Source organism: Alkalicoccus chagannorensis DSM 18086 (genome assembly GCF_000429725.1).
GTDB classification, from domain to species: Bacteria; Bacillota; Bacilli; order Bacillales; family Salisediminibacteriaceae; genus Alkalicoccus; species Alkalicoccus chagannorensis.
Window position 1 is genome coordinate 1 of record NZ_AUCK01000027.1, and the last position, 17,152, is coordinate 17,152.

At 52.6% G+C, this 17,152-nt stretch carries 17 protein-coding genes; 14 read left to right on the top strand and 3 right to left on the bottom strand.

Annotated elements, in window-relative coordinates; genetic code table 11:
• A partial coding sequence (locus G477_RS21555) for a transposase (RefSeq protein ID WP_245575504.1) occupies window positions 1-517 on the top strand: 517 nt, incomplete at its 5' end.
• Between the two features lie 8 nt (window positions 518-525).
• On the opposite strand, the gene G477_RS0112210 is transcribed toward G477_RS21555, so the two are convergent.
• The gene (locus tag G477_RS0112210; protein ID WP_026698191.1) at window positions 526-1,716 is read right to left on the bottom strand and encodes an amidohydrolase; all 1,191 of its coding nucleotides are present in this window, start codon (window positions 1,714-1,716) and stop codon (window positions 526-528) included.
• Window positions 1,717-2,032: 316 nt separating this feature from the next.
• Complete coding sequence (locus G477_RS0112220) at window positions 2,033-2,773, bottom strand: cytochrome c biogenesis CcdA family protein (RefSeq protein ID WP_035211985.1); 741 nt, start codon at window positions 2,771-2,773, stop codon at window positions 2,033-2,035.
• 246 nt (window positions 2,774-3,019) lie between these two features.
• On the opposite strand from G477_RS0112220, the gene G477_RS0112225 reads away from it, so the two are divergent.
• The 5 genes from G477_RS0112225 (at window position 3,020) to hemY (ending at window position 9,709) form a co-directional block, all read left to right on the top strand.
• Window positions 3,020-5,116: a transglycosylase domain-containing protein gene (locus G477_RS0112225; protein WP_245575506.1), complete on the top strand. Its 2,097-nt coding sequence runs from the start codon at window positions 3,020-3,022 to the stop codon at window positions 5,114-5,116.
• A 665-nt stretch (window positions 5,117-5,781) separates the two neighbouring features.
• Window positions 5,782-5,979, top strand: coding sequence for a hypothetical protein (locus tag G477_RS0112230; RefSeq protein WP_026698195.1), 198 nt, complete (start codon window positions 5,782-5,784; stop codon window positions 5,977-5,979).
• 291 nt (window positions 5,980-6,270) lie between these two features.
• The gene (gene hemE / locus G477_RS0112235) at window positions 6,271-7,326 is read left to right on the top strand and encodes a uroporphyrinogen decarboxylase (RefSeq protein WP_026698196.1); all 1,056 of its coding nucleotides are present in this window, start codon (window positions 6,271-6,273) and stop codon (window positions 7,324-7,326) included.
• 6 nt (window positions 7,327-7,332) lie between these two features.
• Window positions 7,333-8,274: a ferrochelatase gene (hemH, locus tag G477_RS0112240; RefSeq protein ID WP_026698197.1), complete on the top strand. Its 942-nt coding sequence runs from the start codon at window positions 7,333-7,335 to the stop codon at window positions 8,272-8,274.
• 4 nt (window positions 8,275-8,278) lie between these two features.
• Window positions 8,279-9,709 (top strand): protoporphyrinogen oxidase, encoded by a 1,431-nt coding sequence (hemY, locus tag G477_RS19545; RefSeq protein WP_051287992.1) that lies wholly within the window; start codon window positions 8,279-8,281, stop codon window positions 9,707-9,709.
• A gap of 298 nt (window positions 9,710-10,007) precedes the next feature.
• Here hemY and G477_RS0112255 read toward each other — a convergent pair whose 3' ends face one another.
• Window positions 10,008-10,961 carry an agmatinase family protein gene (locus tag G477_RS0112255; RefSeq protein WP_026698198.1) on the bottom strand — a complete coding sequence of 318 codons (954 nt, stop codon included), beginning with the start codon at window positions 10,959-10,961 and terminating at the stop codon, window positions 10,008-10,010.
• 173 nt (window positions 10,962-11,134) lie between these two features.
• Here G477_RS0112255 and G477_RS20580 point away from each other — a divergent pair, with 173 nt between their 5' ends.
• The 8 genes from G477_RS20580 to G477_RS0112295 all read left to right on the top strand — a co-directional run bounded on the left by G477_RS20580 (window position 11,135) and on the right by G477_RS0112295 (window position 17,133).
• The gene (locus G477_RS20580) at window positions 11,135-11,656 is read left to right on the top strand and encodes a Spo0B domain-containing protein (protein ID WP_051287994.1); all 522 of its coding nucleotides are present in this window, start codon (window positions 11,135-11,137) and stop codon (window positions 11,654-11,656) included.
• A gap of 24 nt (window positions 11,657-11,680) precedes the next feature.
• Window positions 11,681-12,961, top strand: a complete 1,281-nt coding sequence (gene obgE, locus G477_RS0112265) for a GTPase ObgE (RefSeq protein WP_026698199.1) — start codon at window positions 11,681-11,683, stop codon at window positions 12,959-12,961.
• A 120-nt stretch (window positions 12,962-13,081) separates the two neighbouring features.
• Window positions 13,082-13,531 (top strand): ACT domain-containing protein, encoded by a 450-nt coding sequence (locus G477_RS0112270; protein WP_026698200.1) that lies wholly within the window; start codon window positions 13,082-13,084, stop codon window positions 13,529-13,531.
• Window positions 13,532-13,550: 19 nt separating this feature from the next.
• Window positions 13,551-14,444 carry a prephenate dehydratase gene (pheA, locus tag G477_RS19555; RefSeq protein ID WP_035211988.1) on the top strand — a complete coding sequence of 298 codons (894 nt, stop codon included), beginning with the start codon at window positions 13,551-13,553 and terminating at the stop codon, window positions 14,442-14,444.
• Window positions 14,445-14,514: 70 nt separating this feature from the next.
• Window positions 14,515-15,240, top strand: coding sequence for a YebC/PmpR family DNA-binding transcriptional regulator (locus G477_RS0112280; RefSeq protein ID WP_026698201.1), 726 nt, complete (start codon window positions 14,515-14,517; stop codon window positions 15,238-15,240).
• A 72-nt stretch (window positions 15,241-15,312) separates the two neighbouring features.
• Window positions 15,313-15,906, top strand: a complete 594-nt coding sequence (gene ruvA, locus G477_RS0112285; RefSeq protein WP_026698202.1) for a Holliday junction branch migration protein RuvA — start codon at window positions 15,313-15,315, stop codon at window positions 15,904-15,906.
• A 19-nt stretch (window positions 15,907-15,925) separates the two neighbouring features.
• A complete protein-coding gene (gene ruvB, locus G477_RS0112290) occupies window positions 15,926-16,933 on the top strand; it encodes a Holliday junction branch migration DNA helicase RuvB (RefSeq protein ID WP_026698203.1) in 1,008 nt (335 codons plus the stop codon).
• Window positions 16,924-17,133 carry a DUF2905 domain-containing protein gene (locus G477_RS0112295; protein WP_035211990.1) on the top strand — a complete coding sequence of 70 codons (210 nt, stop codon included), beginning with the start codon at window positions 16,924-16,926 and terminating at the stop codon, window positions 17,131-17,133. The genes ruvB and G477_RS0112295 overlap by 10 nt, the downstream gene beginning before the upstream one ends.
• Window positions 17,134-17,152 lie beyond the last annotated feature (19 nt).

A 17,152-nucleotide genomic window follows, 5' to 3' on the forward strand; every position in this document is an offset into this window, starting at 1 on the left:
AAACCGCAAGGTTTATCTCAATGAAAAATGGGAGAAGCAAAAAGAGAATATTCGTCAACTGCTTTCGGAAGAAGAAACTGGAGCAATTTACGGGCGGCGTAAAACCGACGTAGAACCAGTTTTTGGGTTTCTGAAGGCGAATTTGCGTTTCACCAGAATGTCGGTGAGAGGCAAAGACAAGGTGAAACAAGAAATGGGATTTGCACTCATGGCAGTGAACTTGAGGAAGTTCACTGCCATGAGTCGCCTGCGTTATTCGAATGTACAAACAAAACGCTTCCGATTATCCATTTTGGATAATCGGAAGCGTTTTTACTTAGCTAGAACTTTTTGTCCCAGCCTCCTCTTTCCGTTCTTTTTTTATTCCAGCGCCGTCTTCCCTGCTGAGAAGCAGCAGCTACAGGAAATGTTCAATGGAAGAAAGACCAGAAGCCTCCAGTTCCCTTCAGTAATAAGGGCAGGGGAGCCCCCTCTAGACAGGAAGCTCCCTATGCTCCTGCGGCACGCACTGCTGTGAGTGAACGTTTAGTTCTCATCCAGGCGCTGCCCAAATTCTTCCAGAAGCACGCCTCCTAGAATAGAGGCTGCATGAAGCATGCTTCGCTCATCAATATCGAACTTCGGATGATGATGCGGGTATGCCTCGGTCCATTCCGGGTGCTTTGCACCTGTAAAGAAGAAGGCGCCACGGACATGCTGCAGATAATAGGCGAAATCTTCGCCGCCCATTTGAGGAGAAGCATGGACAGCTTCCTCAATTCCCTCTGCTTCCTGCGCAACACGCGCTGCGAGCAGGGCCTCTTCCTGATGATTGATGACCGCAGGGTAGCCGCGTTCGTACGTCACTTCCGCTCCTGCTCCATATCCGGCTGCAATTGCGGGCGCGAGCTCCTGTATACGCTGTTCTATCAGAGCGCGGACATCTTCGTCGAAACTGCGTGCCGTGCCGACGATTTTCGCCTGATCGGCAATGACGTTATAGGCATTGACCGATTCGAAATGACCGACGCTGACAACGGCTGAGGCCATTGGATCCACCGATCGGCTGACGATGTGCTGCAGAGACTGGATAATCTGCGAGCCGATCAGAATCGCGTCTTTCGTATGGTGCGGCTGAGCTCCGTGACCACCCTTTCCCTGAACCTGGATTTTGAATTTGTCTGCAGCGGCCATGAGCGGACCTGTGGTGTATTCCATCCGGCCAAGCGGTGTTGTTGCCCATAAATGGGTGCCATAGACAGCATCCACCCCTTCAAGGCATCCGTCGGCAACCATTTCCTGGGCGCCGCCCGGGGCAAGTTCTTCGGCATGCTGATGGATAAAACGCACAGTTCCGGCGAGCTTATCCTGCATTTGGTTCAATACTTTTGCGAGAACGAGCAGTTCGGCTGTGTGTCCGTCATGTCCACAGGCATGCATTCTGCCGTCGACAGTGGAAGCAAAGGGCAGGCCGGTCTCCTCGTGGATCGGCAGGGCGTCAAAATCGGCTCGGAGCGCAATAACAGGTCCTGGTGAACCGCCGCGCAGTTCGGCCGTTACTCCGCGTCCGCCGACATTTTCTTTCACGTCGTGACCAAGCTGCCGGTGGTAGTCGGCAATGTAGGCCGGCGTATGCTCCTCTTCAAAAGAGAGCTCCGGGTGCTGGTGAAGATAGCGTCGGATTTCCACCATCTCCTCGTAGTGGTTCTGTAGCAGAGTCTGCAGTTCATTATACATAGGCGTACCTCCTGAGGCTGAAAGCCAGTATCTTCGTATTCCCTTACTATGATACGATGCTGCGGCCGCTGTGAAAAGGGAAGCTTCTTCAGGACAACCCGTTTTTCAACCAGCAGCCCGGGGGAGCAGGAAGCGCCTCGGCTGCCAGTGCTTCGGTTGATGCAGATGCAGCGAACCGGAAAACAAAAAAGACCCCTGCACGGGGCCTTTTTTCACCTGCTGCGGGCACTGCGTCGGCAGAAGCACGTCTCTGCGTCTGACCTTCACCGCTTTTGTTAGACATCGAGGGAGATTTCCTCTGTCTCCGCTGCACAGGTTAAATAATGTAATACTGAGCCAGGTAGCCGGCCAGACGAGAAAACCATCCGGTAAAGAGCATGATGCCGATCGCAATCATGACGCCGCCGCCGAATTTCTGGATCAGCGGGAGGTATTTGTTGAGGCTGCGCATCCGGTCGAGCGACTTGGCAAAAATCATGCTGACGAGCAGGAATGGAATGGCGAGCCCCGCTGAATAGAAGAACAGCAGGATCATCCCGCCGAATGCACTGCCGTCCTGTCCTGCCAGGGCAAGGATCGAGCCGAGGACGAGGCCGATGCACGGTGTCCACCCGGCTGCAAAAATAAGGCCGAACGCAATCGACCGGCCAAAGCTGTTGACAGGTTTTGGTCGCCCGATCCGCTTTTCGCTCATAAGCAGATTCAGTTGAAACACCCCGATGAGCTGTAGACCGAAAAGCACGATAATGATACCGCCGAGCCGTTCAATTAAAGAAGAATGCTCCAGAAAAAGCCCGCCTACAAGCGAAGAGGAGGCACCGAGTGCAACAAAAATGGAAGTGAAGCCGATGATGAAGCCAATCGACCGGGAGAAAATGAGCCTGCGGTCGGCTGAAAGCTGGTTCTGCTGTACTTCGCCCCCGGTGAGCTGTGCCAGGTAGGCAGGGAGGAGCGGAAATACGCATGGCGAAATAAAGGATACGAGTCCGGCGAACATGGCTATCCATATGGTGATAAACGTAAGTTCATCGACAGCAAAAATGCTGAGAATATACATCTTTTTAAACTCCTATTCCGACTATGTGAAGAAGTCAATACTCTTGATGCTACTATATCTTATCGCACTTGTTTGTGGAACCACTGTCACGTAAGTGTCACAAACAGAATGTAAGGGTGGATCCGGGGCTGGTTCCGTGCTGGGGGAAGGGAACTTTTTTCGTTTTGAAACGTAACAAAAGAAGGTGGTTTCGCGTCCATACTCATGATAGAATGCCCGGAAGCAGGGGGAGGGAAGACCATGTGGATGAAACGAATAACATATACGATTATTTTTGTACTGCTGACGGCGATCGCCGGGGTGACCACCTATCTAGGTGTGATCATTTTCGGAAGTTATGCCATCGATGATAAAGAACTGGTAACGAAAGAGTCATCTGTCATGGTATCTGAAGAAGGAGATCCGCTGACGAGACTCTTCACAGAGAATAGAGAGTCTGTTGATATCGATGACATTCCTGCGCACGTGCAGGAAGCGTTCATCGCCGTCGAAGACCAGCGTTTTTATGAACATACCGGTATTGATTTCCGCGCTGTCGGCCGGGCATTGTACCGTGACATTGCCGCTCGCGGTGCTGCAGAGGGAGGAAGTACGATTACCCAGCAGCTTGCCAAGAATGTCTTCTTATCGCCTGAAAAATCGCTTCTCCGGAAAACGGAAGAAGCCCTGATTGCAATCAACCTGGAGCACAGATACGAGAAAGAAGAAATTTTGGAAATGTATTTGAACCATATTTATTTCGGGCACGGGGCACACGGCGTAGAAGCTGCCTCCCGGCTGTACTTCGGGAAGCCGGTGGAAGAAATCAGTATAGAAGAAGGGGCTCTGCTCGCAGCGCTGCCAAAAGGGCCAAACCTTTACTCGCCGTTCATTGATGAAGATAGAAGCATGGAGCGGAGAAACCTTGTTCTCGGCCTGATGGAACAGCAGGATTACCTGAACGCAGAGGAAGCCGTCCGGCTGCAGGGCAGAACCCTCCCTCAGGAGCGGCACAGCGTGACGTCAAACGAGGCGTACGATGCATACGTCGACCCGGTGCTCGATGAAATTGAACAGCGCTACGGCATCACGGAGGCAGAGGTGCTTGAAGGCGGGTATGAAATCACCGTGCCGATGAACCCCGCTCAGCAGGAGTCGATGTATGCTGTCTTAAACGAAGAGGAACAGTATCCTGCTGCAGACATGGAAAGCGGGGCGGTACTGCTCAACAATGAAACAGGAGGCGTAGAAGCAGTGTATGGAGGGAGAGAATATGTCCGGAAAGGGTTCCACCATGCGCTTTCCCCCCGTCAGCCCGGTTCTGTCATGAAGCCGCTGGCGGTGTACGCTCCAGCTCTGGATGGGGGGCAGTATCACCCGTATTCCCTCCTGGAAGATGAACGGCAGAACTATGACGGCTATGAGCCGGAAAATATCAACAGCATCTACGACGGAGAAGTCTCTATGTATGATGCAGTGAAAGATTCGGTCAATGCCCCCGCGGTATGGCTGCTGAACGAGATTTCGATTGATGCTTCTAAAGAGATGCTGACCGCGCAGAATATCGACCTTGAAGAAGAAGGGCTCGGCATTGCACTCGGCGGACTGGATGAAGGGCTGACCCCGCTGGAGACAGCAGCCGCGTACCGGACATTCGCTAACAATGGACGGTATTCAGATCCGTACTTTGTAACGGAAATCCAGGACCGTCACGGGGAACGCATCGGTAAAGCTGAGACCGAGGAGATAGACGTGATGGACCCCCAGACAGCCTGGTATATGACACGCATGCTTGAAGCAGCTGTCGAAGACGGAACCGGACAGGCGGGAGCGTATGAAGGTGCGCTCGCGGGAAAAACCGGAACGACGAACGAAGCGCGGGACGTATGGTTTGCTGGATGGACGCCGGAACACAGCGGCGCTGTCTGGATGGGCGGCAGCGGCGGAATCGAAGGGGTGTCCAGTGCGGCGCCGACATCCGCCTTTAAAGCGTTGCTGCCTGAAGCGGCGTCCGTATCGGCCTTCACGCAGCCGGACGGCGTCGATGACCTGGAAGAACCAATCCGCTTTGTAAATATCAGAGACCTTGAAGCAGATATGTCCATGGGTCTGTTTGGAGCAAGTGTTGAACTCGACTGGTCACCTGCGGAGGACGAACGTCTGCACTACCGCATTTATCGTACAGACGGGGGACGAGAAGAGCTGGTCGATGAAATTGTTGGAGAATCGACGTATACGGTCGACCGCATGAATCACTTCTCGTCGCCTGCGTTTCAGGTTGTGCCGTACAATCCGCAGATCGACCGGGAAGGGGACCCTTCCAATGTAGTGGAGCCGAACTGGTCTCTGTTTTCCGGAGGATAATCGGCTCCTACAGAGGGGACGGGGGCGGCCATCGAGGAGCCTCCGCCGTTCTCCTGACTAGCGGGCCCTCTGTAGCACGGAGAAGCTGCACCTGGTTGCAGAGACCTGCTGCAAAAAAGGTCGGAGAGGCTGGGATAAATCGTTCTCCAGTACGTAAAAAACGCTTTCGATGATCCGCTTTGGATCGTCGAAAGCGTTTTGTTTGTAAAAGGATAAGCATGTAGTAGATTTCATTAAGGTTAACGGCGGCTCTCAGCTGCTCGGGAAGCAGGAAGAACCCATGCTTCCCTTAAAGAACCTGCAGTACACGCCGTTCCGATCAAAAGGCGCTCCGCGCTTTTATTCATAACAATCATGAAACGCACTCAAGGCAGTGAACCGGGGGGGGACGTTCACTGCCTTGAGTGTAAACCCTAGTTCTTGTTTCACCTTATATAAAGAGTTGTCCTCATTCTCAAAAACATGAAAAGAAACTAGGTTAAGAGATGAAAGTTCAATAAAAACTAAATCCACCGTTTGTGGATATTGAGTACAACAGTGTAGGTAATAGCTAGTATGATGCTTTTAGTGTGGTTTAACCATTTTCATCTAACTGGTGGTTCTAATATAAAATTAGCGCTCTTCTTATGGTGTTAACTAGAAATGATGAAAGGAATGAGGAACTTATGAAAGACAAGAGAGTAAAGAAACAAGCCATGATAGGTTTTGTTTTGTTTAGTATTATCATTATAGCTTCAAGTTCACAAATCATCCTTACTACTAATTCTTTTATTAAAGGGATTAGTTTAATAGCAGTTGTAAGTGGTTCAATTGGCGTTGGCATGAAAATATCTAATTTAAAAAACAAAGACAAGAATACTTAAGTTTTTGACTGTTTAGCCCCATGGCAGGCTGCCACCAGGAAGTGAGGGGAAAACATATACATGATAGAGAATTCACAGGCTGGATCCCCGAGGTCTTCCACTGTGTCCATACAGCCGACCGCTCATGAAGCAAGCTGCATCGATACTGAAACAGGCCCGGGCCGGGGCGTTCATCATTCTGTCACGGGGGTTATGCTTTCTTTCCATCATGAAAAAAGTTAAAATGTACAGCGGAACAGGTGTTGTCGAGCGAAGCAGCAGCACCCGAAAAATGACAGAGGTGGGTCCAGAATGCAGCAATGGAATGATATGTTTTTACGCGCGGCGAAGCAGGAGCCTGTAAGCCATACGCCGGTATGGTACATGAGACAGGCGGGCAGGTCGCAGCCGGAGTACCGGGAACTGAAAAAAAAGTACGGCCTCGAAGAAATCACGAGAATGCCTGAAACGTGTGCGTGGGTGACGAAACTGCCGGTGGACCAGTACAACAATGATGCAGCGATTTTGTACAAAGATATCATGACGCCTCTGCCGGCGATCGGCGTGGATGTGTCGATTAAACCTGGTGTAGGTCCGGTCATTGCAAATCCGATTGAGACGATGGCGGACGTACAGCGCCTCGGAACGCTTCATCCGGAAAAGGATGTCGACTTCGTACTGGAAACGATCCGTATTCTGAGAAAGCAGCTTCACGTTCCGCTGATCAGTTTCAGCGGCGCTCCGTTCACACTTGCGAGCTATATGATTGAAGGCGGCCCTTCAAAGAATTACAATAAGACCAAAGCGGTCATGTATGGACAGCCGGAAGTCTGGAGCGCCTTGATGGAGAAGCTGGCAGATCTGGTGATAACCTATACAAAAGCGCAGATTCACGCTGGCTCCCAGGCTATCCAGATTTTTGATTCCTGGATCGGTGCGGTCAGCCGCGAAGATTACCAGGAGAGCATCAAGCCGTACATGAACAAGATTTTCGCAGCCCTGCAGCCGGAAGGTGTTCCGTTGATCATGCACGGTGTCGGCGCCAGGCACCTCGCTCAGGACTGGGCGGATCTGCCGCTGGATGTCGTCGGTCTGGACTGGCGCTATCCAATCGCCGATGCCCGCGCAGACGGTATTAAAAAATCCCTCCAGGGCAACCTGGATCCGAGTGTGCTGCTTGCTCCCTGGCCGGTGATTGAGAAGAAGGCAAAATCGATTATCGATCAGGGAATCCAGCATCCTGGTTTCATTTTCAACCTGGGGCACGGGGTTTTTCCGGAGCTCGAGCCAGCCAAACTCAAACAGCTGACTGCGTTTGTACATGAGTATTCAGCTGAAAAAATCCAGCAGCAATCACAGAGAGGATGATAAGAGATGGCAAAGAAAAAAATGGGGCTTCTCGTCATGGCCTACGGTACACCGAGATCGGAAGAAGAGATTGAGCCTTTCTACACGCACATCCGCCGGGGGAGAAAACCATCGCAGGAACAGCTCGATGACCTCGTCGGACGCTATCAGGACATCGGCGGCATCTCTCCACTGGCACGCATTACGACCAATCAGGCTCAGGAGCTCTGTGCCGAACTGAACAAGCGGTACGACGATGTGGAATTTCACGTGTATGAAGGGTTGAAGCATATTGATCCGTTCATCGAAGACGCGATTCTTTCGATGAAAAATGACGGCATCGAAGAAGCAGTGAGTATCGTACTCGCTCCCCACTACTCGACATTCAGTGTAAAATCCTATAACGGACGTGCGCAGGAAGAATCTGAACTTATTAACGGTCCCGCGATTACGAGCGTGGAGTCCTGGTACGACGATCCGAAGTTCATCGATTTCTGGGCAGAAGGTATCCGCAGCACGCGGGAAAAGATGTCGGAAGAAGAGAAGGCCAGTCACTGTGTGATCTTTTCTGCTCACAGCCTGCCTGAAAAAATTCTGGCGGGCGGGGATCCCTACCCGGATCAGCTGAAAGAAACCGCACGGCTCATCGCTGAAAAAGCGGGTGTCGAAAATTACGAAATCGGCTGGCAGAGTGAAGGCAATACGCCAGACCCTTGGATTGGTCCCGACGTACAGGACCTCACCCGGGATCTCCATGAAAAACATGGATACCAGGCGTACATGTACTGCCCGGTAGGGTTTGTTGCAGATCACTTGGAAGTACTCTTCGACAACGACTACGAATGTAAAGTGGTCACGGATGAAGTCGGTGCAGGCTACTATCGTCCACCGATGCCGAATACGGAGCCCGAATTCATCGATTCGCTCGCCGACGTAGTACAGCGTTCCCTGAAAAAACAGGAAGTGTAACCCAATGGAAAACAAAAAGACAGTCGTTGTTGGGGGCGGTATTACCGGCCTCAGCGCGGCTTATTTTTTAAATCAAAAAGGGATAGACATTGAACTGTATGAGGCCTCCGGAAGGCTTGGAGGCAGCATTTACACCGAACGGAAGGGTGGCTACGTGATTGAGCGCGGACCGGACTCGTTTCTGGCCCGGAAGCGGAGCCTGTACAACCTGGCCGCAGCGCTCGGAATTGCCGACGAGCTGGAGACGACGAAAGCGGGCGCTTATATACTGCACCGCAAGAAGCTGCACCGGATCCCGGCGGGAGCAGTCATGGGCATTCCCACCAAGTGGCGGCCGTTTCTCTCCACCGGCCTATTCACCCCCGCCGGGAAACTGCGGGCGGCTATGGACATGGTTCTACCCGGATCCAGACAGGAAGAAGAAGAATCGGTAGGTAGTTTCTTCCGCCGCCGGCTCGGCAATGAAGTGGTTGATCATATGATAGAACCGCTTCTATCCGGCGTTTATGCCGGTAACATTGATCATCTCAGTCTCGAAGCGACCTTCCCTCAATTCCGGGAAGTAGAAGATCATCACCGCAGTCTCATCCTCGGCATGAAGAAGACGATGGGGGAGAAGGCGCCGGAACAGGATCCGATTCTGCTCGGCCCGGAACAGAAACCGGCCGGGATGTTTTTGACCTTCCGAAGGGGATTGGAAACGTTAACGGAGAAGCTGGCAGAGCAGCTGCCGAGTGAACGGGTGCATCTGCATGCGAAGCTGATTTCGCTGGAGAAAGAGGATGGCAGGTACCGCCTGCATTTTGCTGACGGATCTTCCACTACGGCAGATCACGTACTGATGACGCTCCGTCATCATGATGCAGCGCCGCTGTTCGAGGACCTTCCGTCCTTCCACGAGATGCAGCAGGTTCCCTCGACGTCGGTGGCCACCGCAGCGATGACGTTCCGCAAGTCCGACCTGCCGGAGATGGAGGGCAGCGGCTTTCTTGTACCAAAAAAAGAAGGGTACACGATTACAGCCTGTACGTGGACACACTTGAAGTGGCCGCATACAGCCCCCGAGGGCGGAGCTCTTCTCCGCGCTTATGTTGGACGGCCGGGCGAAGAGGCCGTCGTGGATGAATCCGATGAGAAAATCAAAGAAATCGTACTCAAAGATCTGTTCTCGATCATGGGCGTGAAGGCGAAGCCGGAGCACGTATTTATTACACGCTACCGCAATGCCATGCCGCAGTACCAGATCGGTCATAAGCAGCGTCTGGATGAACTTCAGGCCGCCATGGAGGAAACGTATCCGGGTGTGGAGATTTTAGGTGCCAGTTTTCGAGGAATCGGGATGCCCGATTGTGTTACGCAGGCGGAAAAAGCGGCTTCCCGTATAGCGCACGCACAGCAGGCAGGTCCAACCGACGTACTGGAGAAGAAGCAGTAACCTGGCCCGGGCCGCTTCCGTCGTAAGCGTCAATCAATACTCACAGAAACATGGCGCTGTGCCTGCCGTGCCGTTTTTTTGGTGATGACCCCCTGAAAATCAAAGAAAGCATCTAACTTTCGGGGTGCACTGCTAATCGCGAAGCTGCCTTCATCCTGCAGTAACATCTTTCCTATAATCCAAAAAAAGCCGTCCGTGCTTGCACGGACGGCATTCCTTATGTCAGGAATTGAGAAAGTGGGGGGAGTAGTAAATTACTTTCCCCTTTTTATGAACGATAAACGTAATTTTGACGATTTTATGAACTTTTTCTGCGCAGTGCTTCTCCTGCAAGGGCATAGAGGGCAACGAAGCTTGCGAAATGGGAGCTGAAATCGGTCGCATCCTGTTGAGGATAGACTTCGACGTAATCCATGCCGCAGACACCTCGGGAGGTCACTTCATGAACCATCTCCAGCAGTTCAAAAGAAGTCAGCCCATTGCCGTCGACAGGACCTCCGGGATTGTATGCGTGATCCAGCACATCGCTGCAGATACTCAAGTACACAGCGTCAGTCCCTGTTGAGGCGATTTCGTATGCTTCCGCTGCGGCTTCTCTCGGCCCTTGATGACGCCTGATATCGTGTATTGTTTTCGTCACTGCTCCGACATCGGAGGCGAGTTTTCCATTCTCGGGTTTATTCCGTGGACCGTGAATGCCGATATGAACAAGCGCTTCATTGACGACGCCTTCCGTTTCATACAATCGTGCGAAAGGGGCGCCCCGGCCGTATGGGTCTCCGTTGGAATGGAGGTTGTTGTCATAGTGGGCATCGAGGTGAATGATGCCGATTTTCTTTCCAGTCGTCTCCGTCAGTGATTTAACAATCGGATACGTAATCCCGTGATCTCCGCCGAACGCAAGCGGCCAGCTCGATCCTCCCCAGATGGTACCGGCAAAGTCCTCGATTTTCTCCATCGTTTCTTCTGGTTCGGCCGGTGTGACTGCCACGTCGCCTTTGTCACCGATACGAAGGTGGCTGAAAACATCGATGTGATCGAGTTCAGGAAGGTAGCCGCTGTACCGGGCCGAATTCAGCCGGATGACTTTAGGACCGAGCTCACATCCCGTGTAGTCTCCCCAGGTCACGGCCCCTTCCCAGGGGACCCCGTAGACGATGACATCCATTTCGTTTTCCAGATTGGGGTTCTTCACCAGATTGGTCTGCTGGAGAAAGGGTGGTGTATTTCCATAGATTCGTTCGTTGGTCATTGATAGTCCTCCTTCAAGTATCTCTCCCTTTCATGATAGACGATATTGGGCAAAAACAAACGCATGGAAGAAAAAATTTTCTGTCGCCCTTTCTTGTGTTATGATAGAAGGTATTGTTCAATACGATCTGTGCTATACTAAATACCGTAATATTTACGGTCAGGAGAGATAGAATGGACGATGAGCAGTTTATCCGCATGCTCAGTAATTACAGACACGATGTGATGAATGATATACAGCTGATTAAAGCCTATACGTCAATGGGAGAGACAGACCGCATCGAGCACGTCATAACAGATATGACCCAGCGGGCGATGCATGAAAGCAGACTCAGCCGGATGCAGGCGCCCAGACTCGCCCGGGAACTGCTCACCTATAACTGGCGCTCGCCCGTTTTTCCGGTGCACGTGGAAGTGGCGGGAGAAGCGGACTGGTCTGATGTGGAGGGACTGGCGCTTCAGTGCATTCACCGGATTACGACGGTCCTGGAGGGCTTTACCGGACGCGCAGGAGACTCTGCCCTGGATATCCTGCTCGACAACAGCCGGCAGCGGGTCATGCTGATCGAAGCTTCGGCAGAAGAAGGACTGACACAGACTGCTTCCCTGCTTCCCGATGTTGTGGAGCAGACGAGTAGTTATGTCTGTATCCGGGTGAACCTGGATTCCCCGGAGACGCGCGCAAAGTGGAAATAAGATGAAAAGAATCGAGGGATTCCTATGTTTGTAGATAAGGTTAATATATTTATTAAAGCCGGAGACGGCGGTAACGGAATGGTGGCTTTCCGACGGGAGAAGTATGTTCCGAACGGGGGACCTGCCGGCGGGGACGGCGGAAAAGGCGCCGATGTCACGTTCCAGGTGGATGAAGGACTGCGCACCTTAATGGATTTCCGCTATCAGCGTCACTTTAAGGCTCCTCACGGGGAGCACGGGATGCCGAAAAAAATGCACGGGAAAAGTCATAAAGGGATGATTGTCATGGTTCCGCCGGGTACTACGCTGCTGGATAAAACAACAGGCGAAGTCATCGCGGACCTGACCGAGCACGGGCAGCAGGCTGTCGCAGCCCGTGGTGGACGAGGAGGCCGCGGAAACGCGCGATTTGCCACACCGTCCAATCCAACACCGGAAATTGCAGAGAACGGGGAGCCCGGTCAGGAAAAAGAACTGACACTGGAACTGAAAGTGCTGGCTGATGCCGGTCTGGTAGGATTTCCAAGCGTCGGAAAATCCACCCTGCTCTCCGTTGTCTCGGCAGCAAAGCCGAAGATCGGGGATTACCACTTTACGACGATTGCCCCGAATCTCGGTGTCGTAGAGACGGAAGACCGCCGCAGTTTCGTCATGGCGGACCTTCCTGGATTAATCGAAGGTGCCCACAGCGGTGTCGGTCTCGGTCATCAATTCCTGCGTCACATTGAACGAACGAGAGTCATTATCCATGTCATCGACATGAGCGGCATGGAAGGCCGCGACCCATATGAAGACTACATGACGATCAACAAGGAGCTGGAAGAGTACAACATGCGCCTGCAGGAACGTCCGCAGCTCGTCGTAGCGAACAAAATGGATCTGCCGGATGCGGAAGCCCACCTCGAATTGTTCCGTGAACAAGTCGGCAGCGATGTAACCATCTTTCCGGTCTCGGCCGTGACGAAAGACGGTCTGCAGGCCCTCCTTCGTGCAGCAGCGGATACGATTGAGTCAACGCCGGAATTCCCGCTTTACGAAGAAGATACAGACCAGCGTGTCGTATACAAATATACAAAGAAAGATGATCCATTTGTGGTTGAACGGGAGTCGGACGGCAGCTTCACGATTTCCGGGCATGAGATTGAAACACAGTTCAAGATGACGAACTTCGACCGGCATGATTCCGTCCAGCGGTTCTCCCGAAGAATGCGGAAGATGGGTATCGACGACAGGCTGCGGGAACTGGGCGCAGTCGACGGGGATACTGTACGGATTCTGGAGTATGAATTCGAGTTTATCGAATAAACACGAATGAGCTGACGGCCCGGCAGTTTCCGCCTGCAATGTCCTGCTCCAGTAGACAAACGTTTCCCATTAGTATACAATGTGGTTCTAGAATGCAGACTACAGGACGGTGAATCAGCGGTGATAAGACGCTCCGATCAATTTTACCTCGTCCGGGAAGACATGCTTTCCGAGGCGATGCTGAAAACAGTAGAGGCGAAAAGGCTCCTTGAGAGCGAAGAGGCGGATACGATCAATGATGCGGTACAGCATGTCGAGCTCAGCCGCAGTGCCTTCTATAAATATAAAGACGGCATCTTCCCGTTTCATACGATGGTGAAAGAAAAAATTATTACACTGACGATTCACCTGCAGGACCAGTCAGGCGCTCTGTCGCGTCTGCTTTCGATGGTGGCTCAAACAGGCGCGAATGTGCTGACCATCAATCAGACGATTCCGCTGCAGGGTCGTGCGCAGATCACGCTCACGATAGAAACAGCAGCAATGACAGCGGATGTCACCGGACTTCTGGATCAGATGGAGAAACTGGAAGCCGTTCAGAAAGTCGAAGTCGTCGGATCCGGCGCGTAAAAAGGAGAGAGACAGCAGCATGGAAAAAGTAGCATACCTCGGACCGAAAGGATCGTTTACAGAAGCGGCAGCAGCTACACTTCTGCCACATGCCGACCGTGTACCTTACCGCACCATCCCGGATACGATGGATGCGGTGGCGCAGGAGGAAGTGGAACAGGCAGTCGTGCCGATGGAGAATGCCATCGAGGGATCTGTTAATATAACGCTCGATTATTTCATTCACCATCAGCGCATGAATATGGCCGCTGAAATTGAAGCTCCGATTGAACAGCACCTGCTGACCGGACGTGGGAATGACTGGAAATCAGTAAAGACGGTCTATTCCCATCCACAGGCCGTGGCCCAGTGCCACCAGTTTCTCAGGGACTGGCTGCCGGAGGCGGAAATTTCCTATACGAGCTCAACAGCATCAGCAGCAAAACACGTAGCGGACCATCCGGATGAGCAGGCCGCGGCCATTGCCAATGACATTGCGGCGGAAGCGTACGGTCTGGACATAGCTCAGCCGAAAATCAACGACTATGACCATAACAGAACCCGCTTTCTGCTTCTAACAAAGGAAAATGATCCATTTCTTCATCCAAAGATTACGGATGAAACGATGTTTAAAACATCGATGATGGTGAGTTTATCTTCGGACTTTGCTGGTGCCCTTCATCAAGTACTGGCGGCGTTTTCCTGGAGAAGGATCAACCTGGTCCGTATTGAATCCCGCCCGACAAAAACGGGATTGGGCAATTACTTTTTCATTATCGATGCTGCGATGAAGCAGGATGACGTCCTCATTCCATCCGTTATGGAAGAATTGAAGGCACTCGGGTGCGGCGTTCATCTGCTGGGCTCCTACCCGTGCTTTACGTGGGAAACATTGAACGGGGCGCGGGCAGTAGCTGAAGTGAAGCAGCGGTAGCGGCAGTATATCTCTTTCCGGACAGCGGAAAGGGATTTTTCTGCGCATACCGGACGAGGAGGAGATTGTTGTGGCAGGACATTCCAAATGGAACAACATCAAAAGAAGAAAAGGGGCGCAGGATCAGAAGCGTGCAAAGGTCTTCACCCGAATTTCCAAAGAAATTCATCAGGCTGCCCGAAACGGCGGAGATAACCTTGAGACGAACGCCGCGCTGAAAATGGCCGTAGACAAAGCGAAACAGGCCAACATGCCGAACGACAACATCGAACGGACAATTCAAAAAGCTGTCGGCAATGTCGAAGGAGTTTCCTATGAAGAAGTGACGTACGAAGGCTATGCGCCCCACGGAGCAGCGGTCTTTGTCGAAGTGCTGACGGAAAACCGGAACCGTTCTGCAGCGGAGGTTCGGCTCGCTTTTAATAAAAACGGAGGAAATCTCGGCGCAGACGGCTGTGTCTCGTTTATGTTCCAGCGGAAAGGCTATCTGCTGTTCGAGAAAACGGCGGATGTGGATGAAGAGGAACTGCTGCTGGATGCGATAGAAGCAGGCGCAGAGGATGTTGTGTTTGAGGAGGAAGTGGTTGAAATCTTCACTGCTATGACGGCGTTCCATGAAGTAAAAGAAGCTCTGGGGGAACCGGAGGGACTTCGTTTGGAAACATCGGAACTGACGATGATCCCGGATACCACGACGCCGCTGGATGACGCACAGGCTGAAGACGTGGTGAAACTGCTGGAAGCACTGGAAGACTGCGATGACGTGCAGCATGTGGCCCACAACGCAGAGCTGTAACGGCTGGTCACTGCCGCGGGCGTGTGCTAAAATGGAATAGGTGTTCGTAGAAAAATAGTGGGGGAACTGATCATGATTGAATGTATCACCGGCAGTGTCATCCATCAGGAAGCAGATACCGTCGTGGTCGAGAACCATGGCATCGGTTATCAGATTCACTGCGGAAATCCATATCGATACGAGAAAAACGAAACCATTACGATGTTTACGTACCAACATGTGAAAGAAGACGACATCCGTCTGTTCGGCTTTCAGCACCGGGAAGAACGCCGGCTGTTCGAAAAGCTGCTGCAAGTTTCCGGAATCGGACCCAAAGGGGCACTTGCGATTGCAGGATCTGAACAGCCGGGCCGGATCGTCGAAGCTGTAGAGCAGGAGGACGACGTCTACTTGACGAAATTCCCCGGAGTCGGCAAGAAAACGGCCCGCCAGATCATTCTTGATCTGAAAGGGAAAGTCTCCGAAATTGTCCCTACGCTGACCGAAGGACTGTTCGCAGCACCGCCGCAGGAGGAGCACAGTGCTTTGTCTGAAGCACTTGAAGCTCTGCAGGCACTCGGCTACACCGAGAAAGAGATCAAGCGGGTGAAGCCGATGCTGGCTCAGGAAGAGCGGACGACGGATGCCCACATTAAAGAAGCATTGAAGCTGATGCTGAATACATAACGATAGAGGAGGAACCGGGATGGAGGACCGCGTCGTCGATGGAAAAGTGCTGAACCAGGAAGCAGAAGACGAGAAAAGCCTGCGTCCGCAGCGGCTGAATCAGTATATCGGGCAGGATGCGGTAAAAGAAAACCTGCGCGTCTTTATTGATGCCGCGATGATGCGCGGGGAAAGCCTGGACCACGTACTGCTCTATGGTCCGCCGGGACTCGGAAAGACGACGCTCGCTGCCATTATCGCAAATGAGATGGGGGTGCAGCTTCGTACTACCTCGGGACCTGCAGTGGAACGGCCGGGAGATCTTGCAGCGATTGTGACAGCACTGGAGCCCGGGGATGTCCTCTTTATAGATGAAATCCACCGTCTGCCGCGGGCAGTAGAAGAAGTGCTTTATCCGGCGATGGAAGATTTCTTCCTCGACATTGTGATAGGGAAAGGCCCCTCCGCCCGTTCGGTCCAGCTGGAGCTGCCGCCATTTACGCTTGTAGGAGCAACGACGAGAGCCGGAATGCTGTCCGCCCCCCTGAGGGATCGTTTCGGGGTGATGAGCCGGCTCGAATATTATGAACCGAAGGACCTGGAAGACATCGTTCACCGTACATCAGATGTGCTGCAGACCGAGATTGATGCCACGGCAGCAGAAGAAGTGTCCCGGCGCTCCCGAGGAACCCCGAGAATTGCCAACCGCCTGCTGCGGCGGATCCGGGATTTTGCCCAGGTGCGCGGAGACGGGACGATAACAGATCAGGTTACCCGGGAAGCGCTGGATCTGCTGCAGGTAGATACCCTCGGACTCGATGAAGTCGACTATAAATTGCTTTACGCCCTGATGGACCGTTTTAAAGGAGGTCCTGCCGGGCTTGATACACTGGCAGCAACGATAGGGGAGGAATCCCATACCGTCGAGGACGTGTACGAACCTTACTTGATGCAGATCGGATTTCTGCAGCGTACGCCGCGCGGACGTGTGCTCACACCGATGGTATACGACCACTTTCAACGGGAGGTGCCGGCGGAATGGAAATAGGCAGACTGCTGATTGTGACTGGTCTCGTGATTGCGGCGGCTGGGCTGCTCTGGCAGTTCGGAGGCCGCTTTCTGCCGCTCGGGCGGCTTCCTGGGGATATTGTGATCGAACGCGGCGGCACGACCATTTATCTGCCGCTGATGACATGCATTGTTCTTAGTGCGCTGCTGTCGCTGGCATTTATGATTTTTAGAAGATAAAGGACGTAGAGAGGACGAT